The sequence below is a fragment of the Companilactobacillus jidongensis genome, assembly GCF_003946575.1.
Lineage (GTDB): Bacteria > Bacillota > Bacilli > Lactobacillales > Lactobacillaceae > Companilactobacillus > Companilactobacillus jidongensis.
Window position 1 is genome coordinate 50,523 of sequence record NZ_RHOP01000004.1, and the last position, 25,174, is coordinate 75,696.

Genomic DNA, 25,174 nt, shown 5'->3' on the forward strand with positions numbered 1-25,174 from the left:
TATGACAAACAATACTAATGCATTACCATTCAATACTGTTGATAGCTGGGCTATCTGGAATACACCTGCTGAATCATTAGCCGGTAAAAGCGACATCGAAAGAGAAAAACTATTCGGTGCATCTTATCAACCTGATAGTTTCCCAGACGATGCCTTAACTGGTGATATCTCCGAACAATTGAAACAAGTAAAATATGTTCTCGTTGGTCTAAATCCTGGTAATGCTGCAGTGAAACAAGATCCTAATACTAACTTCTTAAACTTCCACGGTGCAAAGAAGAGTATGGATTATCGCCTAGCTGCCACTCTCTACAACACTGACATGTGGGGTGCCTTCATGACTGACCTAACACCTGTTATCGAAAGTAACAGTAAAAAAGTAAATCCTAGTCAAAGCGATGTCGATATTCTTGAAGCTCATCTCGATGAATTGAATATTCCAAAAGATGCCACAATCGTTGCCTTAGGTGGTGCTTCATATGAAGCCTTGTCGGCACATGCTAAGAGAAATGTTGTAACCATTCCTCATTATTCAGGCGCCAATGGTCATTGGAATGCTGAAAACACACATGCCAAGATTCTTGAAATCACTAAATAAACAATCACCAAAAAACACCTTTCGAACGATCTTGTTCCAAAGGTGTTTTTGAATTAGACATAATATGTCGTATTGAATTGATAAAATATTATTATTAAATAGAGGGAGCGAACAGTATGACTGATGAAAACAATAATATCAATGAACTACTGAAAAATAACATGGGTTTAAATCTGTACACATATGAGTATTCGTCACCTGTAACGTTGGTCAAAGACAGCTTGATCACATTATTCTCTGATGAAAGTTGGCGCTTGAGCCATCATGTTAATCGCTTTGAGACGATAAAAATAGATTCTGAAATAGAATCTAGTATGCTAGATATAAATGATCTCGAAAACTCCATCAATGACCGTTATAATTCTAATGAAATTCCATTACTTTATCATTCAGAATTTCACCCCGACTTCGTTGTCCGCTTCGTGGATAACCTAAATCAACGAGATTTCAATTATGAATATACCGCATGCACTTTCACACAAAGTGCTACAGATTCTTATGAAATATTGAACGATAATTTATTGATTGCAGCATTAAAAAAAGAGAAGCAGACTCATTATCCACAGCTAGTACCTGTCGAAGAAGACAATGACACATTCATGGTTGACCTTGAATACAATAAAGTAATGAAACAAATACCGCACATAGACTCAATCCAAGGTTTATGCAGTGTTTTACCACTTATGGGACCAGAGTTCGATTCCGTGTCACCTGAATCTGTCAGCGCTGTACTATACGCTATCAGTCTAGGGATTAGTAACGATAACATAAAAAAATCAATATTATATCCTACTATGACTCCTGATGAATTAGCCGGCGCAAAATTGATGTATTTGAAATACTGCCATTCTGATATGAATGACTTATCTGCTGAAGCTGCTGTCGATAATATAGGTTATGATTACCCGGATAAAAATGATTCCAATCCTGCATATGACTGTTACTTCTACAGCCCTGACAGTGAAGAACTAACTACATTGATAGCTCACGACGATATTGATTCTGCGTTAACTTACATTTACCACAAAGAATATGATCCTGAACTGAACGCTGATCAACACAAGCTAACCAATGCTTTAATTGATATTGCTGATAAGCACCACTTGTCCATTCAACGTCAGTTACGTCGCAAATCGACTCTCAGTCAAATCAGCCATATTGATTTTGAAAATAAAAAAATAACTGCATACAACAGTACATTAACAAAAGACTACAAAAATAATTGCTGGATCGAATCTGTTTTTGACGTTATTGAAAAAGACAGTCAAAATAAGATTATGTACGATATGACAATAGGTCAACTATTCTCCTACATCGTATCATTAGATTACCCATCTCTGGAGGAATAAATATGAGTGTAAATGACCGCGTTGCTTCAATGTTCATCCGCATGATTCAAGGTGAAACACTTTATCGTGACGAAGAAGCATCTCGCTACAGCAGAACTCCTGATACCATTCAACGAGATATGAAATCCATTAGGGAGTATATCGAAGATAGTGGCACAAATGTCAATTTTGTCAGAAAAGTTGATCCCGCTCGCTACTACATTATCAAGAATACTGATATTCCATTTGAAGAAATCCTTGCTCTACTAAAAATAGTCATTGGGACTCGTTCCTTCAACAAGCCGGAATTTGCTCAATTGCGTAATCGTCTGCTCAGTCAGTTATCAAAAGAAGACCGCGATAAAGCCGCCCGTTTGACCAATAGTACCGTCGCAAAATATATACCTGTCAAATCAAAGTACAACCTACTAGGACGTATCAAGGACTTCTCAGACTACATCGATGATAATCTGGCAATTGATTACAAATATAATAGCAGTACTGGAATCCTACGACAGGGACTGTCTCTACCTGTAAGTATCTACTTTGATACGTTTTATTTTTACGTCATCATGTATAACGAAGAGTCCAATAAGAGTTTCCCTTGCCGACTTGATCGATTCGAAGAATACCATGCTTCGAGGTCCAAAAAAATCAAGCTGCCTCAACAATTAAAAAAGGACGATGGTTCTGAACGTAATAATACTTACTTGTTGAATTATGGTAATTCTGTCCACTTCGAATTATATTTTTCTGGTTATCCGCAAACCGCCCTTGATCGTTTTCCTAATTCTAAGGTCAAACAGACTTTAGATAACGAGGTCCTCATTGAGGGAAATGCTTATACTCAAGGATTAGTCTTATGGATTATGGGACAAGGATCCCGGGTTCGTGTGAAGTCACCTGCTTCACTTATTAGTGCTGTTAAAGACGAGCTAGAGAAGACTATTAAATATTACGAATAAAAATAACACATTAAGAATATAGGAAATTAAAACTCCTAATTCTAATGTGTTATTTTTTTATAGCTCTCAAAATCAATTTAATAGATGCATCACATGTATCTTTAAAATCTATTCCCTGGGTATAAATATTTCTTGCCTGATATAACTTCCATTTTTTATTCATTTCTTTGTTATTCTTTAAAACATTTAATCGCTCATAATACTTATCCAACATAATACCAGTATTCCTATTATTATTTGTAGCTAATAGCGCTTTGTGTAGTAAATTAAAATCAATCTCCAATTTACCGCTATTACAAAATAAATATAAATCATAAAAATCCTTCAATCTGGTATTAAGCTCCATTCTACTAACAGCAGTTTCTAATTTTTCTGCAATGATTGTTTCAATATTATAAGTCATAATATTAATTACTCTATCTTCTAGTAATAATTTATGGCCATAACTAATCGCATGCTCTGTAATTACATCCCCTGTAGAAATATCTATTTTAATATCTACATTTGTGGAATACACAGACGCATCAATATAGATACGATATCCAGAATATTCTGCTTCTTCACGAATATCTTCAATTTTTCTAATTTTTAAATTAATAATATCTTCTGGAACCTTTATTACACAAATCTCCGTAAATACTTCTTTCATTTTTTCTTTACTGACTAAAATACCTGTAACGGAAGTATCAATATCACGGGTAGATCTGGTACTAATACCTAGTATAGATCCAATTAAAAACCCACCTTTTAATATGAGATTATCACAATATTCAGAATATGAAATTCGATCCAATAAGTCATCCAGTATTACTTCCTGCAACATTATTTGTGGCGTTACTTTCTTTTCTCTGGCTATCTTCCTAACATTATACAAAAATTGCTTTTTATCAGAAAAGTCGAGTTTCAAAGTAGAACCTCCATATAATTACTAACTTCTTTTTGAACTTTAAAAATTTTTGAATATTCAACTAATCTATCGAGTTTCTTGCCAGATATCTTTACGTAGCTGTTCATAGCTTGTTTAATGGTTTCAGAATCAGAACGGTCTCTACTTCTCAAAATATCGCACAAAGTTCTTTCAACATTATAGGTAAATACATAATGTCCACCAGGACTTTTAATTTCTTCGATTCCAATATCGTACAATTCATTTTTTTGTCGATAAATTTTTAGCGGTACATCCAAATCGGCACTGTAGCTGTAAGTTAAAGGAAAATTCATTTCGTATGTGTCAGGTGTACGATCAATCATTCCATGAAGAAATAAGGAAGTATCTTTGAAATAAATTCCTTTGGAAAACCTAAACTGCAGTGCAGAAATGTCATCCCCAAACTCATAGGGTTTTACATATACTCCTCGAGCTATCCTATCCAACTTACCTTTGCTATATAGCCAACTCAACATTTTGGTGGAGATACCGTTTTCCTTAGCTTCTTTAGTATTTATTTGTCCCTGATTTTGTTTCAAAAATTCATCGATTATTTCTGTCTGAGTTATCATACTTATCACCTCCACAGTTCCTTGCTGTTCACATATGATACCATATAGTGTGTATAAAAAGGAACTAATAAGGTCAACACTATTTGATTAGATACAAAAAGCGAACCAACAAAGATACACTTTATTGATTCGCATATTTTAAAAACTAAATAATCAAATACTACATTGGTATTCCATGAAAAATTCCACCAACATTAGGATTGATATCATTAAGAATGTCTACACAACCTTCATCACCTTGATCTAGGAACTCCACGGCTTGTGCATAGGTTGTTAATAGTAATGGATCTGATATTTGTGCTAATCCACTAGGATTACATTTATAATCATTTACTAACATTGTACGAATATCGCTAGCAGACTTGCCAAGAACCGTATTTCCAACAGGACTGAAGTTCTTATCATATTGAATATTACTTTGATCACCAGTTACTGTTGATACACCTTCTTTAGCTGTACCATCAAGATTACCGTTGATCCACGTATGACTAGCTACTCGATAGAATGTACCAAAATCATTTCTCACTATTTTGCTTACCTTAAAGGATCCAATTAGAGGTTGTCCTCCTCTATAAGCTGAATCATGAACGACTGTACCGTCATTATCGTTATAACCGATAGAACCAGCCCGATCTGTTGTCAAAATAACGTTGCTATTATTTGAGTTTGTATTAACCTTGCCAGCATTAGCATCATAAGTAACTTCACTAGATTTAACATATTCGCTAGTTGCGACTTGATACATTGATACACCGTTGATCGTCTTAGTCTTGCCAACTCTCCATGGTGTATTAGGTCCTAAAGCACGATTCTTTACTAAAGCTCCATCTGGACTGTAGATGCGAACAATTTCGTTCCCAGTAGTTGCTACACCTGCAGCTGATACGTCTGTTAAGTTGCTTACGGCACTTAGTGAAATAGCAGCGAATCCTGCCATTGCTAAGCTACCAATTAGTTTTTTATTCATTTGTTTTCCCCAGATTATTTATTTTTAATTAGCTTGTTTGTACCAAACTTCATGAGTAGAGTTTGATTCTAGTTTGTTACCAGTTAGAGTATATGTTTCTATACCTGTCTTAGCTTCCCATAGATAACTATATGTAATGGTAATTTGATTACCATTAATTGATACTATACTGTAATTGGCTGGTTCAGTATCTCCAACAGAAACACCACCGGCATTGAAGTATATTTGAGAAGGATTTTTGGAAATGCCTAAAACAGATTGTGATCCAATCCAAGTACCCTTAAAGTCATCTTTAGTTACAACTGAACTAGCTGGGCCATCATAATCAGTTTCTGAAGCTTTAACATATTCTGTTGTAGCAACTTGATACATTTTTTCACCGTTGATAACCTTAGTCTTACCAACTCTCCAAGCTGTGTTAGGGCCTAAGGCACGGTTCTTAACTAAGTTACCATTGGGACTGTAAATTCTAACAATACTGCTACGTGTTGTTGTTACCCCTGCGGCTGATACGTTTGTCATATTGCTGAAGGCACCGATTGAAACGGCTGCGAATCCAGCAATTACTAGACTACCCATAGTACTTTTTCTCATAATACATTTCCCCTTTATATGTATGTATATATTTAAATCATCTTAATTATATATATACAATTACGTATAATCAAGACGATTATTTATAAATCGCTTGTATCCCTCCAAAAATAATTGCATATGTGTTAATCTTTCATACATATAACAATCATTGATTGGGGGAACTTCATGCTTGAAGAAATCGGCATAACAATTCGCAAACAACGAAAATCGCTGAACATGACAATTGAACAATTAGCCGAAAAATCTGGATCATCACCTAGTTTGATTTCGATAATCGAACGTGGCAAGCTAGATAACATTAAGATGCAAAAGCTAAATGACATCGCAGTTGCATTAAACCTACAATTATCAGATTTCTTTCTCAACGAGAATCTACAAGATCCTGATACCTTGAACTTAATCAACTACTTATCGACACTTCCAGAAGACAAACGTCGAGATATAGCCAAATTAATTATGAAGCTAAAAAATCTATAAATTATATTTTTTGACGATCGACCATGCAATTTGTTCAATTGTGTGGTCTTTTTTTAGTACCTTATATTCCTCATCCAATTTAATTGGATCTGGTAAATGATTCAACGTCAAAATATTAAAATTATGAAAATCTACACGACGATGACTTAGTTCATAAATCAAGAACTTCAAGTCTTGTAACTTCTTCATATTTTGAAATATATCCCCCTCTGCTTCCATATATAAATTCCCCCTTTGTATTCTTGTTGAACATTTATGAGGTTACTTTAGCATTCCAATACGGCATAATATGTCGTATTAACTTAATAATAAAAAAAACTCTCGTATATGATATACAAGAGTCAATTTTTAAAACATCGAACTAATTGAAGCGATACTTGATGCAATAACTAAGATGATAATGACATCAATGAATGAAATAACAGCACCGGCAATTGCTAATCCCTTAGGATTTCTAAAAATACCGACAATTGAAAGTGCTGCCCCAACAATCCATAATAACCAGCCTATAAATGGTACCCAGCCTATAAACAAATCGACTAATGCACAAATAAATCCTGCTGTTCCCATTGGATTGGACTGTGCCTTATCCGTCGTGTAATTATTTACAATTACATGTTCTTTTTTTGCGTCTTGATTGTCTTGCATAATATTTCTCCCCTATTAATTTTATGTAATCACCTATTGAATATTACCATATTTTACGTCATTGTATACATATTATCGAATGAAATTTAGTATGTAATGACACAATTCACGATTACTGGAACATTTTACTAAACTGATTAGACATATTATGTCTAATCCAAAAAACTAGACGCCACAGGCGTCTTTTTTAATACCTCGGAACAAATAAAAACTCAGAGGTAGTACATATTATGAAACAGGAAAAGGTATTTGATCTATTTATATTGGACAGTATTCACTTTGCATCAGTCAGGACATTTCAAAATTTGAAATTACATGATAAATTTCAAACAACTATTAATGCAGAGAGTTGTTCATTCAAAATAATTGAAACTGGACAAGTTGATAATTTTAACAAGCAAACTATTGCACCTTATCAAACTGTCTTGCTAAGCGACACTCAAGCAAATAAGTTCATGATCATTGAACCGTGCTAAAAAGGGAGAACTCCTAATCGAGTTCTCCCTTTTTTTTCACATCCTGTAAAATAATATTCTTAAATTCATTCAAATCAATTTCATATAGATCTGCCAGGATAAATAATAATTTACCATCAATGAATTTATTTTTGTTGGTCTCAATCGCACTCAAAACCGAAGTCGATGTCGAATAGCCATATTGTTCTCTAACATCATCGACAACCTGTTGAAGCGTCAGCTCTTTAAAGAATCTTTTTGTTTTTAAATACTTTCCGATTGCAATCATACGCTAAATATAACCTCTATCTATCATATATGCAATTTTACCGTAAAATCTGTTATTTTCCTCATAATCTGTTGAAACATTTGCAAAAATAAATTAATATATAAGTTGTAATCCTGAATTAAGGAAATATTCCTTAATTCAATATGTAAAAGGGTGGAAATTTATATATGTACAGTAATAAATATCTCAAAGCATACTTAATGATCCACAATATCAAACAATCGGATATTGCATTGCTGTTAAGTAAGTCCACATCAACAATTCATAGGAAGAACGAAGATCTAGGATATACGCAAAAAGAAATAATTTTATTACATCAAAAATTGCATATCCCGTTCAAAGTCTTTTTCTATGATTTGTCTGCGGAAGATAGTGAATTCCTGCCTAATTTGTAATGGATTAGTGTCAAAAATATACGCTTGGGGGCGTGCGTATGGAATGACGTGAGAAAAACAAACGTTAAATTATCAAATAGAAATCAAAGGGGATTTTATTATGAATTTATTTATTAAATCAGCAGTCACAAGTATGGCCGCAATCACATTGCTTTCAACTGGCGTATTGGCTACATCACAAAAAGTCGAAGCATCAGCTTCACCGATCGCACGTACTTCTAAAGTTACACGTATTTATACCAAAAAAGGAAATCTAGTAACTAATCGTTCACTAGCATCTAATACTGACTGGCTAACTGGTAAGGTCATAACTTTAAATGGTGAAGATTACACACAAGTTGCTACTAATGAATACGTAAAGAATAATGACGTTTCATTTATTGACCCATATACAGCCGTAGATCCTAACAAGGACAAGATGGTTGGACGTGTCATCATGGGTTCTGACAGAGTCTTTGATACCGCAACTAATAGTGTTAGTTCGACAACACTTGAAGGTGGCAGCGAATGGATCGTTTCTAAGGCTATCTCAAACAAAAACGGACAAACATTCTATAAGATCTCTAAGACGCAATGGGCATTTGGAGAAAACATGATGCTAAATCATCAACTAAATTCGACCTACGATGCTGACTTCGGTGTTACACCAGATAATGATCCCGTTGCTACTGGCAGCTTTGGACCAGCTAGTCAAAGTAATGATGGACTTGTAGTAACGATTAATGCTGGTGATGCCAATATCTATGATGACAGAACTGGTTTGCCAACTTCTAAGACTGTTCCAGAAGGTTCTCAATGGAAAGTCAGCCGTGTTGTTACAGTCAATAATGGTCCTTATTACTTCAAGATTGGTTCACACGAATGGATCGAGGGTGAACACGCCGAAGTAAGTCAGATGCCAAGTCCTGATCACGTTAACTCATTCGGCCCAGCACTATTAGACGGTACTGAATATGGTCATAATCCTTCAAGATACAATGGTTCAACAGTTGTAACTGGTAACGATGATTCCAATACTAGTTCAAATACAAACACTAACACTAATACAAATACCAATAACAACACTACTGGCGATACTAATAACAACAGTGGTTCAACGAATACCAACACTAATACCGGCTCGTACAAGCCAAATGTTGCCAACATCAACAATTATTTTGTTCAATATCTAAATGCCTTACACAAGGCTAACGGTACGGCTCCAGTACATTCATCCGCTGATATGATCAACTACGCTCAACAACGTGCTGCTCAACAAAATGGCGGCAACTTGGATCACTCAACTGCTGCCAAAGACACATCAGAAAATCTATCAAGTACTGGTTTCAAGTACATGAACTATGCTGGCGTTAAGTCTGATAAAGATGCTGCTTACTACCTATTAAAGGGCTGGTATGATGAAGAAGGTAATTACGCTGCCTTAGGACAAGCTGGTCACTTCGGTCACCGTGCCGCTTTGATTTATTCTGGTCCTACAGTTGGTTTGGGTATTACTGACAGTGACGCTTCTTTCGATGCTGACTGGAATGACAGCACATTGAATGCACAGAATGTCCTTTACAATTACACCGGTACAAATCCTAATACTCAATTCATTTCTAAAGATGCAATTTAGTAGAAATCATGACATTAGACATTAGATTTTCCAAAATAATCGAAGAAATCACTGAGGATCTTGAACTCCAAACTGGACTAGTCCTAAATGGTGCTCAATTGCGGGAACTAAAAATCAAACAACACGTGATACTCAATAATTCAGAAGTAAGTCCTTACTTCGACGACATCACAGAGTACCTTGCCAACACCTCACCCAGTGAACGCGTCTGGGAATGCTACAAAGTATTATCAAATAACACTTACATAATCGCTGTACATGTTGAAACTCCCTATATCAGATTAGATACAGCTGATCTCAATGGATAATAATAAACCCCAACCAATTAAGGTTGAGGTTTGTTTTTGTAGCCAAATGTATTAATTAGAATTGCTAAAATAATAACCATAAGTCCCAGCAAGTAGATCCAATGCAATCCACCATATAATACTTGTCTCAAGACCGGTAAGTCATCAGCAGACAGACCTGCCGCAGTTTTTGGATTGATCAATTGGTTGACCATCGTCAAATTAGTCCCTTGATGAGTTGAAATACCATGTTGTATACCAACATTCAACATAATTCCAAAAATAGAAACCATCAAAGTTTGACCCAATGTTTTGGCCAGTGTATTAAATGACGTAGCCACACCAACGTTGTTTTTTGAAACCAAATGTTGTGATTCTACCGTCGTTGTTACAATCGTTATCCCGAATCCAAAACCACTGATGGCAGTTATAACAAGGAACCAGCCGAACTCTGTCATCATTGGAATAAATGCTAGCAGAATACCCGCGAATAATACGATCAATAAACTAAATCTCAGAATTTTACGTGGCGTCCACCTAGTTATCAAATAACTAGTTACGAAGGACCCGATTATCCAGAATATTGAATGTGGTGTTACCGCAAATCCAGCATAAGACACTGGCGTTCCCAATACACCTTGTACCCAAATCGGTATGTAGACTGTTATCGCCATTAAGTAACCACTTATCAAAGCTGCTACTGAATTTTGAACCATGAACGGTCTATTCTTAAATAATTTCAATGAGACAACTGGATTCTCCGCATAACGCTCATGCCGGATAAATTGCCAAAAGGTAACTAAACTAACTACAATAAATGCAGCAACGCTGAGCCAATCTATATCTTTGTAACTCAAAAATTGAAAACTCAACATTAAAAACAACACGCTGATCATCAACCAAAAACTTCCCCAAAGATCGACATTAACCTTACTGTGCTGCTTAGATTCGTGTAAGAATATTTGAAATAATACCATGATAAGTATGCGCAACGGTATATTGACGAAGAACACCCAATGCCAACTTAAGGTATTAACGACAATTCCACCAATCAAGGGTGCTGACAGAGTTGCAATTCCCCAGACTAAATTATTGAGTCCCAAAATTTGTGGTCGTTTTTCGTATGGATATAAGTCTGCAATAATCGTCACAGTTGCTGTCGGCAAGGCCCCGGCACCAACTCCTTGGATCGCGCGCCAAAATACTAGTTCAAGCATGGAATTAGATAACCCGCTCATTAATGAACCAAAAGTAAAAATGGCTAGGCCCACTTGGACGACAGGCTTTCTACCAATCAGGTCTGTTAACTTCCCGTATATTGGGGTCACCATTGCGGTGACTAATAAATAAATCGAAAATACCCAATTCATTAGTGAGACTCCGTGTAAATCACCAACGATAGTGGGTAAGGCCGTCGATAGAATTGTTCCCTCAACAGAACTGACAAAAGTAGCAATGTAAATCGCGATAGTCACCGCAATTACATTTGTTTTTGATTGCGTCAATATTCAAATCCCCCTTTTGAACTGGCAATTAAAATTAAAATAGATACTTTTTATAATGCTACCACTTAATGTGCATACAAGTCATTATTTGTCGAATAAAAGAGGCATTGAATAATTCATTTCAAAGTTAAAACCCCAACCAATTAAGGTTGAGGTTTGTTTTTATCTACTATTCATCTTGGACAGATAATTGTAATTTTTTAACTTCGCGTAATCCCGCATGAATCATTACGAAGACTGTTACCCAAGTTATCACGGCTAGAACTGCGTATCTAATATAACCAAGGTTATCAAACATCGACCAATCCCATAGCATGTGAATAACAATTACTAGCACTAGAAAACGTAAAAAACGAATATTGGTAAATGTACTAGTAGTCAGTTTTTCTGAGCCTTTGACAATTACTAATGCTGCGGTCGCAATTGCACACCACTCAGTATGATCTGAAATTGAACAGAACGTTCTAATCAATGCTGAACTAAGCGATGCTAACTGGTTACCCTCAAACATATATTGAATATTTTCAAATGCAGCGAAACCTGTACCTACTGCTGCACCTATCAATAAACCATTAAATATTCTTTTGATATTCAATTTGTTAACAAAATAGGCCGCAATTAATAATTTTGACGTTTCTTCAATTATTCCAGTCAAAAGAGCCCCTATAAAATCCAAATTAGAAACTATAACTAAATTGTTTATTATAATGGTCAAAATCAAGGATAGAATTCCACCCAATAACATGATTTTCCCAATTCGATAAAAGCTAATATTTTTGAAAATATTAATTTCAAAAAATAATACTAATGCCGACATTGGCACGGCAATACTAATTATCACATCCGTAGCCATTAAATCGCCCATACTCTGATTCAAATTAGTTAATATCGACAGTAGTATTCCGGCAACAATAATTACGATCAGGATTCTCGAGAACAACCACGGCTGTACTTTTTCATCCGAAATTTCTGACAACGCTGGCGTCGTCTTCTTAGTTCCCGCAATAAAAATGTCTTCCGCTTCATCTTCCGTATGCGATTTTAGTACTTCTGCGAAAAAATCTTTCCAGCTGACTTTGACTGCACCAGTTCCACCGGTCCAACCATTCAATCGTGACGTTGCTGAATCAAAGATAGATTTTTTTGGTTCAACAGATTCATTCTTAGTCTCTGTTCCATCATCATTAACCGCCACCAATGGTTTCCCGCATTTAGTACAGAACTTAGCTTTAGCGTTGTTCTCCATTCCACAGTTTGTACAAAAAACTGTACTTGTTGCTTCTTTCAAATCAATTCCCCCATTGTATTAGAAAAACAATCCCAGCAGTCCACCTGCGGTATTTGCATCGCTATTATTTTTTTGATCATTCTCTGCAGTATTCTCATCCCGTTGGACCCACAGCTGATGTTGCTTACGACAATCGCTAGTGTTCTGATAACGGTGAGTCTCACTCTTGCCAGTAAACTGCCACAACAAGTGCGCTGTATCTTTGTATTTGCTCTGCGTTAAACTGATCTTCCAATTACCTAGTGTCTTCGAAGAAATCGCCTGCGCTACACTATTCAACCGGTATTCAATCGCAATTGGACTGGTATCGAAGTGCGAGCTGTTCAGACCTCGCTCAATATCGTAAACGCCCTTTTCACCTGCATTGATCTCAATTGTCTTGGTCACCGGATTAGTCGTCACCTTGTAATCATTTTGAGAAGTGAAATTCTCTCGACTCAGTACGGAATTAACCGTCATCGGAACGTATACCACCCAATAAGCTATCAGCACTATTATCACAGCCGTAAGAGCGATAATCACTTTTTTGTTATGACCGTATTTTTTTATTATTGTGATTTTTTCGGTAGTATTGTTCTCTTTAACTGGTTTTTTAGTTAGTAAATTTTGTCCGCACTTAGGACAGAACTTAACGCCATTTTCAACTTTGTAGCCACATTTTGAACAAAACATCTTCGAGCCCCCTATTATTTACCAACGTGATGCTGAACCTATGAAACCATCGAGCGCCGATTGAACTTCTTGGTCACTAGCATCTTTTTTCTCAGCTGCTTCTTTAGCAGCTTGCTTGGCTTGTCTGAATTCATTGGAATCTTGATAACGGACACTCTCCTGGTTATTAGAATATTCCCACATGATTCTTGGTACATCACTATGCGTAGTCTGAATGATTTGAATCGTCCAACTGCCTGGCAGAGCCTTGCCCATCTTGACGAGTTCCTCCTCAGCACCAATTTGAGCCGTTGAATAATTATTATTCGTTGATGCCGCAACTAAGTTATAAACTTTCGCCTCATCTGCTGTAATGACGATTGTTTTACTTAAGACATTTGCCTGAGTTGAATAACCATTGACTGTGAAACCGTACTTTTGTACGTCAGTTTTTACGACTGTTGGTAAATAGATAAACCGGTAACCTAGAAAGGCCACCAAGACCACAAGCGCAGCCACAATTAATTTTATGATCGTTTTCCTTTTAGTATGCGGTTTAATAGTTCGTTTGTTTTTTGAAACTGTCTCATTGGATGCACTAGAAACCCTTTCGACCTTTTGCCCACAATTAGGACAGAATTCAGCATTTTCTGGTATTTCAACTCCACAATTACTACAATGCATTTTTCTTCCCTCCTAATTTTTCTTAATAATCCAATTAGAACCTGAAGTATCCATTGAATAAGGGGAAGTTTCTCCTTTAAATACGTTAACTAGTTCCCAGTTACCATCCCTTAACGTATATTCCATTTGGTAATCTTCCATTTCTGTCTTAGTACTTCCAAGTTTGGGACCATCGTCCGTTCTGAATTCATGTTGATCTGTATCTGTCTTTTTAACTTTGGCAAATATTTGAACATACAAGTTTGTTACACCGATAGTACTTGTTTCACTATTATTTTTAATTACGACATATGTTGCCTTTTCAGCATCAAAATTATTGTCGGTATCACTTTTGTATAAGGCCGACTTCTTATCAAAGTATTGTTCCATCACTTGATAATTTGCCGCTGAGTCCCCTCGAAGATTATTCGTTCCATCTAATGAATTGCGTAATTCTTCTGATTGATTAGGTAGTTTAGAAGGATCATTGGTACTTGCAGCATCTAAATACTTAGGTAAATCACCAAAGGCCATATCGCTAACACCTTGATTATCTAAATGTGTTAATTTTGTAATCATCTCAACACCATTTCCACTGTTGTAAGATAAGACTCGTTCAAGATTGAATTCTTTATCAAATTTATCAGAATCATCCATTGTTGCCTCGGTTGAATTGCCGGCGGCTGTAAATTCTCTACTAAATAATTCACCTACTAGTGGCAATGGACCACCAATTTTAAGAGCGTCATTTTCATGCAATCTAACAATATTAGTTTTATTAGGATCTAAATGACCGGTGGTTTTTTTGCCATTGTCATAGATATACATCCATGAAGGACCCTTTGGTAATCCGTATGTGTATTCTTTACCTCTCTTTTTTTCCATTTCTTTTGCTTGTTCAGTCTTTTCCTTCTTAGCATTTTCTTTTTCTTTCAATTTGTCAGCTTTAGTTTCTTTAGGTTGTTCTTTCTTCGTGGAATTATCGCTAATTGAAACGTTCCCCGCCGAACATCCCCCAAGAATAAATCCGCCTCCAATTAGTAACACCAACAACGCTGTAAGATTCTTTTTACTCATTATTTTCCCCTTTTTGACTGTATCTCATAAAGATATTATCTTAAATTATAATCCAATTAAATCATAATTCAATATATACTATCAGAACATATTCTTATGGTATTATATTAAATAAGTGCTCATAGGAACTTAAAACAATATCATTTCTTCTTTACCCTTAAAAATAAGACAATAAAAACAAAGAGGTCACAATTATGGAGATTAATGTAGGCGGCAATATTGCTAGAGAACGTCATGCACAAAAAATGACACAAGAACAACTTGCCGAACTTAGTGATCTGACTATTAACTACCTTTCAAAAATTGAGCGTGGTGTGGCCAAGCAATTGAGTGCCAACACGCTTAACAAAATTTCCAAAGCGCTCGGCGTAACCATGGATTCATTGATGAATGGCGAGGATATTAAAACCTCTGAAAAATTCGGTCCTAACTTACGACAGTTGACTAAATTTCTAAATAATCTTGAGAACGAACAAGGTGAACGACTTAGTAAGAGATTGCTGGAAGTTATTAAGTTGAGTCAGAAAACTAATGATTAAGTAAAAAACGATCCGACAAATTGTCGAATCGCTTTTTTTATTTAATACATAAATATCTACTTTGCTAGAACTGCTTTTTGCTTATCATTTTGAGCTTTAGTTAGAATATGACCTCCACCATCAGAAGTGATGGTATAGCCGATATAGCGTGATTTATAAATTTTTTGGCTTGTGGGATCACCAATTGTTAAATCTTTATTCCACTCATGATTCCCATAAACACCCTTTGTTATTTCTGAATGACTGTTACCAAATAGTTTCTGATAAATTGCATAACCTTCAGAATCCATTTGTTTTATGTCTGATTTATATTTTGCAAAATCGGCATCATCATTATCGTTGCCGATTCCATATACAGCTTCACTATCAATATCACTTATTTTTCCACCATAATCACCATTGCTGGCGTAAGTAAGTAATTTAAAAGTATCAGCTTTATTTTCCTTTGCTATTTTATATGTATTATCGATAGCCTTACTGGAATTAAATAAATCAATTGCCGTGTATTTGATCTTCTGATTTACTATCTTATTACCAGAATTATCTGTGTAATTCTTAACCGAAATATCTTGGGACTTAGGTTCGTGATATGTGGAGTTCTCTATATGCTTAATAATAGCTTTTCCAAAACCACTATCAGTGCCTTCTTCTCCATTATTTTTTGTTGGTTGCATGGCTAATCTATTTAAGTTAGCTCCCTGAGCTGACGTACCATCTTGAGGATTCTCTTTATCCTCAGCTTCATCGTATGTAGGATAAATATTAATAATTTTGTCCTGACGGCGGTCAATAGTTTCTCCGCTGTCCCTTTTTGAACCAGACAAATAATATATTGAAATATTACCATCGGCGACTGCCTGAGTTCCCTTATCAAAGTCAGCTTCCTGACCTACGCTAGGTTTATCCTTTTGATAATTCTTAATTTCTTGAATAGCACCAGTAGTAGAGTATTTCTTATCTTGATCTTTAGCTAATTTAATAGTATCAGCATCACTCATAGAACTTATTTTTCCTAAAGTAATGTTGCCGTCAAAAATTTGAAATGCTTGAGTTTTACCGTTTTTCATTACAAAAATAGTGCTAACGATATCATCTTTAGTAATTTCCCCACTCTCTGACCAAGTTTGAACCCATACATGTGTTCCTGAGTTCTTTGCTTGCTGAACAAAAGATACTTTCTTAGGAGTGCCAACTCCAACACTGATGTTATTGCCACTCTTATGTGATCTAGTACCAAAGAACAAGGCAATAATTACTACGATTACAGCAATTATAAGCCACGTTTTCTTTTTGTTAGAGCCTTCAAAGTATTGCTTCATTATTTTTCCCCTCATTATTTAAAATAATAAAAAATAATCCTGACATATTGTTTGCCAGGATTATTTTGCGTTCATGAATTATTTAATTCCTAGATATGGTTCGAATCCTGAATAAGTTTCGACGTTAGTAGGAGTCACATTCAAAGTTGAATCAGTAGACTTAATAAAGTCACCCATTGAAACTTCGTAATATGTATCGGTTCCGTTTGTAACAACACGACGTACTCTCCAAGATGAACCAGCAGGAAGTGTTGTGTAATGTGCTGGATCACCCTTTGTAGCTGTAAAGTACAATGGAGCATCGGCATTACCAACAGTGGCTACTTTAACTTTTGATGTGCTTTGTGTATTTTGTGATGCTTGACCTGAAAGTGTTGAATCAGATGCCTTCAAGTATTCGTTAGTTGCGACTTGATACATTAATTCGCCGTTGATTGTGGCTGTCTTACCAATTGCCCATGGTGTGTTTGGTGATAAGGCGCGGTTTGTGATAAGTACACCATTTGATGTAACTAGACTGGCTGTAACGCCAGGTTTTACAGTTGCAACACTAGCAGCATCTGCTTGTATTGAGCTTGTTGCCATTACCCCGGTTGCTGTCATTGCTAAAGCAGCTACAACAACTACTGATTTTGAAAATAATTTCATAATATCTAATCTCCTTGTTCTTCCTTTTATTTAACAATGACTAAAGTATACATCTTTTTATAATCCAATTGAACTACATTTTTATAATCTTATTGGATTACTTTTCTTATTGACGTAAAAAATAACCTCAGCCTAAAATCAAGTTGAGGTAGAATTAAGCTATAACATGGTAAGGAGAAAAGCTTGATGACAAACTTACATAACAAGAAGTTCGTATTCTTCGACATGGACGGATTATTGATTGATACAGAAGGATTGTACTATTCAACACGCAAAACCGTGCTGGCAAAGTATGGTTTTCCGTTCACAAAAAAAGACAATCAGCATTACATTGCCAAAGGATTCCCTGATACTAATCGTCGACTGCAAGAACTGGCTGGGGATAAAGAACTTGGACAGAAAATGTTTGATGAATCCATGCAACTTTATCATGACAAAGTTGTGGCTGGTGAAGTAACCCTTAAGCCCGGCGCAATCGAGTTTCTTCAATTTTTAAAGGATCATGGTATTGCTCGATATGTGACCTCATCTTCTACACGTGAAATCCTGATGACTAACGTGCACAATGTTGGGATCGAGAATTATTTCACCGATCTGATCAGTGGCGATGACGTGAAGAATAATAAACCCGCCCCTGATATTTACTTGCATGCTTTGAAAGTTACTCATGCCGAACCAGAAGAAGCCGTTGTATTTGAAGATGCTGAAAGTGGAATTCGTGCTGGATTAACTGCTGGAATCGACGTAGTTATCGTGCCTGACCTGTTGCAGCCAAAACCGGAGTTAGCTAAACATGCCGTTGCAGTTTTGGATAGTTTGAAAGATGCTGGGCAGCTATTTGAATAATTTTGGAATACTAAAAAAAGCTCTGACATTGGTCAGGGCTTTAATTTTTGTTTTAGTCCTTCAAGCAAAGTTTCCGAGAAATTAATATTCCTCTCTTCAGCTTGTTGGGCAATATCCGCAGGCAAAGTAGTATTTTTTCTTACATAAGGAACTTTGACTGTTAGTCTGATTTTTTCAAGATCTACACTAACCAAATTAACAATTGCTTGCGGATTTTTCTCTCTAATTATATTTATGTCAGATGATTTAGGAAGTGTTTCTAACTCATACAATGATAATCCTAATGCTTCTGGCGCTCTATCAAGTGCTTCGGCCAAACTGTTACCGTATGTTAACGCATCAGGTACATCGGGGAACTCCACACTGTATACACCCTTTTTATTTTCCGAATCATCGAATATAGCTGGATATACCACTAATCTTTTTTTCATTTTTATTCTCCATATTTTTGTCATTGGATTCATTTCATTTCAACCCTGACTGTTTCAAAATCGAATTATATGTCTTCGGGGGGATACTGTCCTTTAATCTGGAATATGCAACCGTAACGAACCTACCATTGCCATCAGTCAATCTATGATGATCACCAATTATACGTATTTCATAAAAATCATGTTCACCTAATAACTTTAATATTTCTTTTGCTGTATGTTCCATATGTACTCCCATTAGCAATCTCTATTATACGTATTTAGTACGTATCGTCAATTTAATTATCTTTTAATTTTTTAATGAATTAAATTGCCTTATAAAGGAAATTACGGAAAATAATTCTATTTATTCACAATATCTAAAAAAACACCTAAATCAATTATGATTTAGATGCCTTTAAATTACTTTCCTACTGTTTATGCAACCCAATGTGGTATCTCTTTCGCTCATAGCTAAATCCTTCACCGATCACTTCATGAGCATTAAGAACTGTAACAAAAGCTTTGGAATCAACGGATCGAATCAATTGCTTTAATTGCGGCACCTCACGTGGTTGAATAATCAGATAAATAATTTTCTTTTCATCATTTTGATAGCCACCTTCAGCGTTCAGATATGTCCAACCACGATCGAGCGTAATATCAATGATTTGAGCGATCTCTTGATATTTATCAGAAATAATAAACAGTGCTTTGGCACGATTGGGACCTTCTTGTACGGCATCAATTACCCTCGCTAGCACGAAGCTAACGATCAACGAATACATTATGTGATAAAAGTCCAAATACGACAGTGACAAGAATAATACTATGTAGTCCATAATTAAAATCCCTTTACCAGACGACACACCGTATTTTACCTGCCCCACGCGCGCAATGATGTCACTACCACCAGTAGTTCCATTATAGCGAAAGACCAATCCAATACCGAATCCAGATAATATCCCGGCCGCAACGGATGACAACAATAAATCATGATGTAATGGCAATGGATCAATGATAGTTTGCTTAGACCATAGTATTAAAAACAACGACAAACAAACCGTCCCATAAAGCGTATAGAACATAGCGCGTTTACCTAAGAAACGAATACCGATCAGTATCAGCGGGATATTAAGGATCAGAGTACTAACACCAAGATTAATGTGCAAAAAATATCGAATGATCAACGTAATACCACTTAACCCACCATCGGCCAAACCATTGGGAATAGAAATCATATCCAAGCTAAAAGAATAGATGGCACACCCCAGGGTAATCATTAATAGTTCCAAACTATTATATTTGGTCCACCATTTGAAATTCATATTTTCCCCCTCCAATATAATAATTTTTGTTATTAATAATAGTGTACACTGAAATTTCTTTATTTATAGTATAGGCCAAAAAAATACCTTAACCCGACATCAGGCTAAGGCATTAAATATGCATATTTTAACTAGAAATAGTATCGAATTAGTGATCACACCTTAAATGTAAAGCTTGTTATATCAGCTTTAATACACTCAAAATGTATCTAACCAGCTACTCTCATTCAAGACCTATCGAAGACCAAATGAACGCCATTAAAGGCTTTTTAATTTCAAAAATCAACATTTTTTCGCAAAAAACAGCTTTGGAAGTAGCATAAAAGTTACACGGTGCAAATTGGAGAAAAGTCATATCAACAGCAAGCGTAAATCTCTCAATGTCCGGATGGTCTATTTATTTTATAGTTGATAGTGAACTACTGCTTGCAACCTTTGAAGTGATACTTGGCTCGCCTATAAATAACAAGAAATAACAATATTTAGAATTCAGATTGAAGGAATTACATTGATGAAAACGATCCGGCGAACTTCAATCTTCGCCGCCTTGAGCAACACCTTAGTCAATTCCTGAGCGAACACTTGGCACCTGCATCTTTCCTCAATGGCCTGCATTGGACTGATAACAGTATGTGGCTCAAGAAGGTTGACGCCGACACGCATAATGCATTGCCATATGCAAAACTCCAGTTCGAGTACAATGGCACCACTAAGGAAGTCATGACTGGTGCTGACGGCTATGCAGCCTTAAATGACCTCAAGGTTGGCACTAAGATCAAGATCAACAAAGTCACGGCACCAAATGGTTACGTCAATAAAAGTGAACTCAAAGAGATTAATATCGAACCGAATAAAACCATCGAGGTTATCCTTGTAACAAGGAACATCTCGGCAACGTCTTCCTCACCAGGATTGGCCGCGAGTTCGGCACCAGCATGTTCAACGCCTACTACACGCTGAACAGTGCAACTTACGACATCTACACCAGTGCTGGCACCAGAGCCGGCACGATCGACGGGAACGGCAAGGGCACTTTGCAGAGCCTCAAACTCGGAAGCTATTACGCTATCGAAGAAAATGCGCCTGCTGGCTACCTGCTGAACAGCACCTAGCTTCTGACTACAAGTTGGTGAAAACAGTCACGGTTGCAAACAACACCGCATCTGTCTCTGGTTTGGAACTCGACTACTACTGGCAAGAAGTGAAGGCGCCGACTGGCTACGTTCTCGATTCCCCAAAGCACGTGTTCAAGCTCGCCTATGCGGGGCAATCCGTCACGATGGCGACTGCCTCAACCACGGTCAAAGAACAAGTCATCACCGGCGGACCAACTGGCTGATCGTTTTCAGAAACGCTTTTGGTTCGATATTACGGTCACTGAAACAGGAGTTACTATGACGTACATCAACACAACAAATGACAGTGGGGAAAATTGATGGGAAGTTGTAATTCAATCAGTAGACAGCCCCGTGGATTTCCAAATTTGCCAATCAGGGTGTACCACAACCACCTTTTCGGGTTTATCTGAAATAAATGCGATACTATACTTTGCTCTAGTGACAGCAATGTAGTACTTGGTAGGCTTCAATATTTGTTGACCCATCATGAATTTTTTTAGCGGCCCATTAGGGAGAATAACAACGTGATCCCTCGTTATACCCTTACTGTCTCCAAAATTGATATGCGGTAAACCTTTCGGCAGTTTTTTACCTGACCTCTTATCGTAGACCAAATACGTCGGAGAATATATTTCGTTGTATTTTTCAATATCCTCAGATCGTATTAGGAAAACTCCCTCATGTTTCAAATTAACAACATTGGGATTTCCTTGGAGCAATTGTCCAGATGGGTCTACAGAATTTGCAAGTTTTGCTAGCTTAATACCAAACCTCCGGGTTGTCTGTTGAAAGGAAATATCCAACTTTCCAGCATATTTTAACTGTTCAAAAAAATTGGATATATTAACTCCTGTTACATTGATATTCTTCTTTTTCTCCTCATGTGTTTGATAAGTATATTGTTTGGGATCTCCAACCATAACAACACTGAGCTGAGAATCAATTAGAGTCCGTAATAAATCTATGTCTGAACCCGCTAAATCTTGTACCTCATCAAAATAAAGGGTATGGAACTGTTGGTACAACCGTTTGAGAATGGCCTCTCCCTCCATGTCTAGTAATTGAGTTGCAAGAACCACTGTCTCATTGTGCCGAAGCCTGCCGGCGCCTGCATGGTAATAGCCAAGTGTTCCTTTTTTATTATAGTTTCTGAATCCGTATGTCTGAGAAAAATCAATCGTTGTAAAGAAGTTAGCTGTTTCAAGCTTTCCACCTGCAACTGTCTCAAGGTAGGTTGACTGATATGGCTTAATAATATCCTGCAGGAGAAATTCAAACCAGGTTTTTACTCGAATTCTGCTTGGCACCACCCCCAAGTTCATTTCCTGAAGCTGACACAAAATATTTTTCTTACCTTGATTCGTGTAGGTAATGAGAAGAGAGCCCTGTGACGATTGTGTGGCTAAATCACACAGATGAAACGTCTTACCTGCTCCAGCACATGCAAGAATTCCTTCATTTGTTGTGCTCATGTTCTATAGCCTCCATGATGTTTTGCGGAAAGGCAACTTGCTCAGAACTATTGAAAACACGTAACCCCCATTCCGCCTTATGATTTTTCATATAGTTTTCAAGAGTATCAGTGTTGGTTGCTCCATCCGCACTACCACCCATTTCACTCGATTTTTCATGAACAACCGCGTTCAATGTTTCCAGTGATCCTTTTTCCACATTGGCATGAATCATGCTTGGTTCAAGCGTATTCAGTTTAGTGTTTTGTTCAACATAAAAATTAACCATAGAACTGTCCTGCATATACTCCTCATATTTATTCTTCAGAATATCCATGTTTCCATCATTATCAGTAATGACCGAAACAGATTTCTGTATTAGGGTAGCCAAGGATAGATAGCGTTTGAATGCTAGTGAGTCAACAACGATAACGTCAATTCCGTCTTCAATCGGCAATTTACCGTATTGATCTCGATAGGCTCGATTAACGATGAGTTCATCCGTAGGCCCTTCCACTAGAATAACTTTCGATCCAAGAAGCACCCGCAGCGTATTATAGCCTGGTAACTTTTGAAAGTACGCAAAATCGTCATGAGGAAGTTGGGCCAAAGGTTCGATGTTTCCTGATTGACAAAGCAATATATTATTTAATCCTAGTTTATTAGCCACAAAACTACTATGCGTTGAGACGAATTTCTGTCTTTGACTCCCCGCCTCTAAAACGTTTATGAGTTTCGACATGTTCGAATACGAAAGATTGTTTTCAGGCTCCTCAAACAGCAATACGCCATCTCTTGAACTCGATGATCGGCCCACAGCCAGCTCTAGCTCAATCATCTTCTGCAATCCAAAACCGATACTGTCATAAGGAAAGCTATCTACATTTACAGTAATCTCCTGCAACCAATCATCTGGAAGACTATCTTTCACTGACAGTTCAACCTTACGACCAGCTAGTTTCAGTGTATCCTGGTTCGCATCATTAAATTTTCGAATTACTTCATGATCTTTTAACTCTTGGCGGATAGATTCATATACTGTACGAATTTTTGAAGTCTCATCGTCAGACATTGTCTCCCCAAGGTTCGCGTAGACATACCTACCGACGTAATTTGCGTAGCTTTTTCTGGTTCCGTCAATGTAAAACGCCCTAAACGGATTCTTTCGCTGTTGGACTGGATCGCTTTGAAAATACCGTCTAGATACAGAATAGTACTCTGTGGGAATGTCAACAATGGGAATCCCGTTTGACGATCCGGCTTCAATGAGACGACTTGTATATTCCTCAGTAAAATCTGAGTCAAATTTTGCAAGTAATCTAATTCCTGGCAAATCTTCATTTAAAGAGTTGTTTTTCCCCTTATAGGCCGCAAATAAATCCTCGTCTTCAAAGTATATTTCTATCAACAACTCCGGAGGAACGGAATGGTTACCAGCTTGCACGGATTCCTGGTATTGTCGTCGCGATTCCGCGTTGAACAAAGAAGGTGTGATCTCCTTGTCAATAGGCAATGAATTCAGCTTTCCATTCAATGCCATATATATTGCTTCAAGAAGGGTTGTTTTGCCAGACCCATTATCACCGACCAGTATGTTATTCACTTGGCTTATTTCCAGATTCAGATCCTGGTAAATTTTAAAATTTTTGATTACTATTTTTTGAATTTTCAATCTGATTACTCCTTTTTTCTACACTACGTCCAATTATAGTGTAACTTCTCGGAATCTTCACCCTGTGGCTACGCAACTACACGAACTACTCCTTCTCCACGCCAAAGACTAAGGCCAGCAAACGCACGATTCCACTAGACGCAAAAACGCTTGAGCTTCTCTCCGATTGGAAGAAAGCACAAGCGCTTGAGTGCAAAACTGATTTTTTTTCTATCGTTCAACGACGTTCATGCCTTACGGCATTCACATGCTTCGCTATTAATCAGTCTGGATGAGAAACCCACTGGTGATTAAAAAACGCCTCGGTCACGAAGATATTCAGACGACGCTCGGAACTTACGGGCATTTATATCCGAATATGAACTTTGAGGCCGCCAAACGGCTGAATGGTCTAGTTGAAATTTCGACCGCAAAATCAGACGTGGCGCAGGTTCAAAACAACGGTGTTACCGCTGGACTTGCACCAGAAGTTGCACGATAGTTGCACGAACGGGTTAGGCAGTCATTAAAACGTTGATATACCGGCGTTTATAAGTCG

At 36.9% G+C, this 25,174-nt stretch carries 29 protein-coding genes and 2 pseudogenes; 12 read left to right on the top strand and 19 right to left on the bottom strand.

Going from position 1 to position 25,174, the window contains the following annotated elements:
• Position 1: 1 nt before the first annotated feature.
• The 3 genes from EKM68_RS02765 (at position 2) to EKM68_RS02775 (ending at position 2,891) form a co-directional block, all read left to right on the top strand.
• A complete protein-coding gene (locus EKM68_RS02765) occupies positions 2 to 598 on the top strand; it encodes a uracil-DNA glycosylase family protein (protein ID WP_125588135.1) in 597 nt (198 codons plus the stop codon).
• A gap of 116 nt (positions 599 to 714) precedes the next feature.
• The gene (locus tag EKM68_RS02770) at positions 715 to 1,947 is read left to right on the top strand and encodes a hypothetical protein (protein WP_125588136.1); all 1,233 of its coding nucleotides are present in this window, start codon (positions 715 to 717) and stop codon (positions 1,945 to 1,947) included.
• A gap of 2 nt (positions 1,948 to 1,949) precedes the next feature.
• Positions 1,950 to 2,891 carry a helix-turn-helix transcriptional regulator gene (locus EKM68_RS02775; protein WP_125588137.1) on the top strand — a complete coding sequence of 314 codons (942 nt, stop codon included), beginning with the start codon at positions 1,950 to 1,952 and terminating at the stop codon, positions 2,889 to 2,891.
• Positions 2,892 to 2,940: 49 nt separating this feature from the next.
• Here EKM68_RS02775 and EKM68_RS02780 read toward each other — a convergent pair whose 3' ends face one another.
• The 4 genes from EKM68_RS02780 to EKM68_RS02795 form a co-directional block, all read right to left on the bottom strand.
• Complete coding sequence (locus EKM68_RS02780) at positions 2,941 to 3,798, bottom strand: nucleotidyl transferase AbiEii/AbiGii toxin family protein (protein ID WP_125588138.1); 858 nt, start codon at positions 3,796 to 3,798, stop codon at positions 2,941 to 2,943.
• The gene (locus tag EKM68_RS02785) at positions 3,795 to 4,388 is read right to left on the bottom strand and encodes a type IV toxin-antitoxin system AbiEi family antitoxin domain-containing protein (protein WP_404810790.1); all 594 of its coding nucleotides are present in this window, start codon (positions 4,386 to 4,388) and stop codon (positions 3,795 to 3,797) included. Before EKM68_RS02785 ends, EKM68_RS02780 begins: the two co-directional genes overlap by 4 nt.
• Positions 4,389 to 4,551: 163 nt before the next feature.
• Positions 4,552 to 5,358, bottom strand: a complete 807-nt coding sequence (locus EKM68_RS02790) for a hypothetical protein (protein WP_125588140.1) — start codon at positions 5,356 to 5,358, stop codon at positions 4,552 to 4,554.
• Between the two features lie 24 nt (positions 5,359 to 5,382).
• On the bottom strand, positions 5,383 to 5,952 hold the full coding sequence (locus EKM68_RS02795) for an SLAP domain-containing protein (protein ID WP_125588141.1): 570 nt from the start codon (positions 5,950 to 5,952) through the stop codon (positions 5,383 to 5,385).
• Between the two features lie 168 nt (positions 5,953 to 6,120).
• Between EKM68_RS02795 and EKM68_RS02800 the strand changes: the two genes are divergently transcribed.
• Positions 6,121 to 6,432 (top strand): helix-turn-helix domain-containing protein, encoded by a 312-nt coding sequence (locus EKM68_RS02800; protein ID WP_125588142.1) that lies wholly within the window; start codon positions 6,121 to 6,123, stop codon positions 6,430 to 6,432.
• Here EKM68_RS02800 and EKM68_RS02805 read toward each other — a convergent pair.
• Together EKM68_RS02805 and EKM68_RS02810 are read right to left on the bottom strand one after the other, a co-directional pair.
• On the bottom strand, positions 6,427 to 6,651 hold the full coding sequence (locus EKM68_RS02805; RefSeq protein WP_125588143.1) for a hypothetical protein: 225 nt from the start codon (positions 6,649 to 6,651) through the stop codon (positions 6,427 to 6,429). The two genes, EKM68_RS02800 and EKM68_RS02805, sit on opposite strands and share 6 nt — an antisense overlap.
• 129 nt (positions 6,652 to 6,780) lie before the next feature.
• Positions 6,781 to 7,080 (bottom strand): hypothetical protein, encoded by a 300-nt coding sequence (locus EKM68_RS02810; protein WP_125588144.1) that lies wholly within the window; start codon positions 7,078 to 7,080, stop codon positions 6,781 to 6,783.
• A 230-nt stretch (positions 7,081 to 7,310) separates the two neighbouring features.
• On the opposite strand from EKM68_RS02810, the gene EKM68_RS02815 reads away from it, so the two are divergent.
• The gene (locus tag EKM68_RS02815) at positions 7,311 to 7,556 is read left to right on the top strand and encodes a hypothetical protein (protein ID WP_125588145.1); all 246 of its coding nucleotides are present in this window, start codon (positions 7,311 to 7,313) and stop codon (positions 7,554 to 7,556) included.
• 13 nt (positions 7,557 to 7,569) lie between these two features.
• On the opposite strand, the gene EKM68_RS02820 is transcribed toward EKM68_RS02815, so the two are convergent.
• Complete coding sequence (locus EKM68_RS02820; RefSeq protein WP_125588146.1) at positions 7,570 to 7,824, bottom strand: hypothetical protein; 255 nt, start codon at positions 7,822 to 7,824, stop codon at positions 7,570 to 7,572.
• 167 nt (positions 7,825 to 7,991) lie between these two features.
• Here EKM68_RS02820 and EKM68_RS02825 point away from each other — a divergent pair, with 167 nt between their 5' ends.
• From EKM68_RS02825 to EKM68_RS02835, 3 genes are all read left to right on the top strand, one after another.
• Positions 7,992 to 8,219, top strand: coding sequence for a hypothetical protein (locus EKM68_RS02825; protein ID WP_125588147.1), 228 nt, complete (start codon positions 7,992 to 7,994; stop codon positions 8,217 to 8,219).
• Positions 8,220 to 8,319: 100 nt separating this feature from the next.
• On the top strand, positions 8,320 to 9,834 hold the full coding sequence (locus EKM68_RS02830) for an SLAP domain-containing protein (RefSeq protein WP_125588148.1): 1,515 nt from the start codon (positions 8,320 to 8,322) through the stop codon (positions 9,832 to 9,834).
• A gap of 8 nt (positions 9,835 to 9,842) precedes the next feature.
• Positions 9,843 to 10,142 carry a hypothetical protein gene (locus EKM68_RS02835; RefSeq protein ID WP_125588149.1) on the top strand — a complete coding sequence of 100 codons (300 nt, stop codon included), beginning with the start codon at positions 9,843 to 9,845 and terminating at the stop codon, positions 10,140 to 10,142.
• Between the two features lie 17 nt (positions 10,143 to 10,159).
• Here the strand turns inward: EKM68_RS02835 and EKM68_RS02840 are convergent, their stop codons facing one another.
• The 5 genes from EKM68_RS02840 to EKM68_RS02860 form a co-directional block, all read right to left on the bottom strand.
• Positions 10,160 to 11,626 carry an MFS transporter gene (locus EKM68_RS02840; protein WP_125588150.1) on the bottom strand — a complete coding sequence of 489 codons (1,467 nt, stop codon included), beginning with the start codon at positions 11,624 to 11,626 and terminating at the stop codon, positions 10,160 to 10,162.
• Positions 11,627 to 11,795: 169 nt separating this feature from the next.
• Entirely contained in the window at positions 11,796 to 12,914 is a 1,119-nt protein-coding gene (locus EKM68_RS02845; protein WP_125588151.1) for a PrsW family intramembrane metalloprotease, read from the bottom strand.
• An 18-nt stretch (positions 12,915 to 12,932) separates the two neighbouring features.
• Positions 12,933 to 13,586: a zinc-ribbon domain-containing protein gene (locus EKM68_RS02850; RefSeq protein WP_125588152.1), complete on the bottom strand. Its 654-nt coding sequence runs from the start codon at positions 13,584 to 13,586 to the stop codon at positions 12,933 to 12,935.
• 18 nt (positions 13,587 to 13,604) lie between these two features.
• A complete protein-coding gene (locus EKM68_RS02855) occupies positions 13,605 to 14,249 on the bottom strand; it encodes a zinc-ribbon domain-containing protein (protein WP_125588153.1) in 645 nt (214 codons plus the stop codon).
• A 12-nt stretch (positions 14,250 to 14,261) separates the two neighbouring features.
• The gene (locus EKM68_RS02860) at positions 14,262 to 15,305 is read right to left on the bottom strand and encodes a hypothetical protein (RefSeq protein ID WP_125588154.1); all 1,044 of its coding nucleotides are present in this window, start codon (positions 15,303 to 15,305) and stop codon (positions 14,262 to 14,264) included.
• Between the two features lie 194 nt (positions 15,306 to 15,499).
• Here EKM68_RS02860 and EKM68_RS02865 point away from each other — a divergent pair, with 194 nt between their 5' ends.
• Complete coding sequence (locus EKM68_RS02865; protein WP_125588155.1) at positions 15,500 to 15,844, top strand: helix-turn-helix domain-containing protein; 345 nt, start codon at positions 15,500 to 15,502, stop codon at positions 15,842 to 15,844.
• Between the two features lie 56 nt (positions 15,845 to 15,900).
• Here EKM68_RS02865 and EKM68_RS02870 read toward each other — a convergent pair whose 3' ends face one another.
• Together EKM68_RS02870 and EKM68_RS02875 are read right to left on the bottom strand one after the other, a co-directional pair.
• Entirely contained in the window at positions 15,901 to 17,163 is a 1,263-nt protein-coding gene (locus EKM68_RS02870; protein ID WP_125588156.1) for a hypothetical protein, read from the bottom strand.
• Positions 17,164 to 17,241: 78 nt separating this feature from the next.
• Positions 17,242 to 17,811 carry an SLAP domain-containing protein gene (locus tag EKM68_RS02875; protein ID WP_125588157.1) on the bottom strand — a complete coding sequence of 190 codons (570 nt, stop codon included), beginning with the start codon at positions 17,809 to 17,811 and terminating at the stop codon, positions 17,242 to 17,244.
• Positions 17,812 to 17,997: 186 nt separating this feature from the next.
• Between EKM68_RS02875 and EKM68_RS02880 the strand changes: the two genes are divergently transcribed.
• Positions 17,998 to 18,657, top strand: a complete 660-nt coding sequence (locus tag EKM68_RS02880) for an HAD family hydrolase (protein ID WP_125588158.1) — start codon at positions 17,998 to 18,000, stop codon at positions 18,655 to 18,657.
• 32 nt (positions 18,658 to 18,689) lie between these two features.
• Here the strand turns inward: EKM68_RS02880 and EKM68_RS02885 are convergent, their stop codons facing one another.
• From EKM68_RS02885 to EKM68_RS02895, 3 genes are all read right to left on the bottom strand, one after another.
• Complete coding sequence (locus EKM68_RS02885) at positions 18,690 to 19,088, bottom strand: type II toxin-antitoxin system HicB family antitoxin (RefSeq protein WP_125588159.1); 399 nt, start codon at positions 19,086 to 19,088, stop codon at positions 18,690 to 18,692.
• A 34-nt stretch (positions 19,089 to 19,122) separates the two neighbouring features.
• Positions 19,123 to 19,314 carry a type II toxin-antitoxin system HicA family toxin gene (locus EKM68_RS02890; RefSeq protein WP_125588160.1) on the bottom strand — a complete coding sequence of 64 codons (192 nt, stop codon included), beginning with the start codon at positions 19,312 to 19,314 and terminating at the stop codon, positions 19,123 to 19,125.
• A 184-nt stretch (positions 19,315 to 19,498) separates the two neighbouring features.
• A complete protein-coding gene (locus tag EKM68_RS02895) occupies positions 19,499 to 20,395 on the bottom strand; it encodes a YitT family protein (RefSeq protein ID WP_125588161.1) in 897 nt (298 codons plus the stop codon).
• A gap of 639 nt (positions 20,396 to 21,034) precedes the next feature.
• On the opposite strand from EKM68_RS02895, the pseudogene EKM68_RS13895 reads away from it, so the two are divergent.
• Positions 21,035 to 21,719, top strand: a pseudogene (locus EKM68_RS13895) (SpaA isopeptide-forming pilin-related protein); the annotation flags it as partial.
• A 126-nt stretch (positions 21,720 to 21,845) separates the two neighbouring features.
• On the opposite strand, the gene EKM68_RS02905 reads toward EKM68_RS13895, so the two are convergent.
• Together EKM68_RS02905 and EKM68_RS02910 are read right to left on the bottom strand one after the other, a co-directional pair.
• The gene (locus tag EKM68_RS02905) at positions 21,846 to 22,985 is read right to left on the bottom strand and encodes a UvrD-helicase domain-containing protein (RefSeq protein ID WP_125588162.1); all 1,140 of its coding nucleotides are present in this window, start codon (positions 22,983 to 22,985) and stop codon (positions 21,846 to 21,848) included.
• Positions 22,969 to 24,636, bottom strand: a complete 1,668-nt coding sequence (locus EKM68_RS02910) for an AAA family ATPase (protein WP_125588163.1) — start codon at positions 24,634 to 24,636, stop codon at positions 22,969 to 22,971. Before EKM68_RS02910 ends, EKM68_RS02905 begins: the two co-directional genes overlap by 17 nt.
• 59 nt (positions 24,637 to 24,695) lie before the next feature.
• Between EKM68_RS02910 and EKM68_RS02915 the strand changes: the two are divergent.
• Positions 24,696 to 25,117, top strand: a pseudogene (locus EKM68_RS02915) (site-specific integrase); the annotation flags it as partial.
• Positions 25,118 to 25,174: the final 57 nt, after the last annotated feature.

Bases quoted from the DNA above. Each gene is read 5' to 3' on its own strand.
- EKM68_RS02765 (WP_125588135.1), top strand. From the start codon at position 2: ATGACAAACAATACTAATGCATTACCATTCAATACTGTTGATAGCTGG.
- EKM68_RS02770 (WP_125588136.1), top strand. From the start codon at position 715: ATGACTGATGAAAACAATAATATCAATGAACTACTGAAAAATAACATG.
- EKM68_RS02775 (WP_125588137.1), top strand. From the start codon at position 1,950: ATGAGTGTAAATGACCGCGTTGCTTCAATGTTCATCCGCATGATTCAA.
- EKM68_RS02790 (WP_125588140.1), bottom strand. From the start codon at position 5,358: ATGAATAAAAAACTAATTGGTAGCTTAGCAATGGCAGGATTCGCTGCT.
- EKM68_RS02795 (WP_125588141.1), bottom strand. From the start codon at position 5,952: ATGAGAAAAAGTACTATGGGTAGTCTAGTAATTGCTGGATTCGCAGCC.
- EKM68_RS02800 (WP_125588142.1), top strand. From the start codon at position 6,121: ATGCTTGAAGAAATCGGCATAACAATTCGCAAACAACGAAAATCGCTG.
- EKM68_RS02805 (WP_125588143.1), bottom strand. From the start codon at position 6,651: ATGGAAGCAGAGGGGGATATATTTCAAAATATGAAGAAGTTACAAGAC.
- EKM68_RS02810 (WP_125588144.1), bottom strand. From the start codon at position 7,080: ATGCAAGACAATCAAGACGCAAAAAAAGAACATGTAATTGTAAATAAT.
- EKM68_RS02815 (WP_125588145.1), top strand. From the start codon at position 7,311: ATGAAACAGGAAAAGGTATTTGATCTATTTATATTGGACAGTATTCAC.
- EKM68_RS02820 (WP_125588146.1), bottom strand. From the start codon at position 7,824: ATGATTGCAATCGGAAAGTATTTAAAAACAAAAAGATTCTTTAAAGAG.
- EKM68_RS02825 (WP_125588147.1), top strand. From the start codon at position 7,992: ATGTACAGTAATAAATATCTCAAAGCATACTTAATGATCCACAATATC.
- EKM68_RS02830 (WP_125588148.1), top strand. From the start codon at position 8,320: ATGAATTTATTTATTAAATCAGCAGTCACAAGTATGGCCGCAATCACA.
- EKM68_RS02835 (WP_125588149.1), top strand. From the start codon at position 9,843: ATGACATTAGACATTAGATTTTCCAAAATAATCGAAGAAATCACTGAG.
- EKM68_RS02850 (WP_125588152.1), bottom strand. From the start codon at position 13,586: ATGTTTTGTTCAAAATGTGGCTACAAAGTTGAAAATGGCGTTAAGTTC.
- EKM68_RS02855 (WP_125588153.1), bottom strand. From the start codon at position 14,249: ATGCATTGTAGTAATTGTGGAGTTGAAATACCAGAAAATGCTGAATTC.
- EKM68_RS02860 (WP_125588154.1), bottom strand. From the start codon at position 15,305: ATGAGTAAAAAGAATCTTACAGCGTTGTTGGTGTTACTAATTGGAGGC.
- EKM68_RS02865 (WP_125588155.1), top strand. From the start codon at position 15,500: ATGGAGATTAATGTAGGCGGCAATATTGCTAGAGAACGTCATGCACAA.
- EKM68_RS02870 (WP_125588156.1), bottom strand. From the start codon at position 17,163: ATGAAGCAATACTTTGAAGGCTCTAACAAAAAGAAAACGTGGCTTATA.
- EKM68_RS02875 (WP_125588157.1), bottom strand. From the start codon at position 17,811: ATGAAATTATTTTCAAAATCAGTAGTTGTTGTAGCTGCTTTAGCAATG.
- EKM68_RS02880 (WP_125588158.1), top strand. From the start codon at position 17,998: ATGACAAACTTACATAACAAGAAGTTCGTATTCTTCGACATGGACGGA.
- EKM68_RS02885 (WP_125588159.1), bottom strand. From the start codon at position 19,088: ATGAAAAAAAGATTAGTGGTATATCCAGCTATATTCGATGATTCGGAA.
- EKM68_RS02890 (WP_125588160.1), bottom strand. From the start codon at position 19,314: ATGGAACATACAGCAAAAGAAATATTAAAGTTATTAGGTGAACATGAT.
- EKM68_RS02895 (WP_125588161.1), bottom strand. From the start codon at position 20,395: ATGAATTTCAAATGGTGGACCAAATATAATAGTTTGGAACTATTAATG.
- EKM68_RS02905 (WP_125588162.1), bottom strand. From the start codon at position 22,985: ATGAGCACAACAAATGAAGGAATTCTTGCATGTGCTGGAGCAGGTAAG.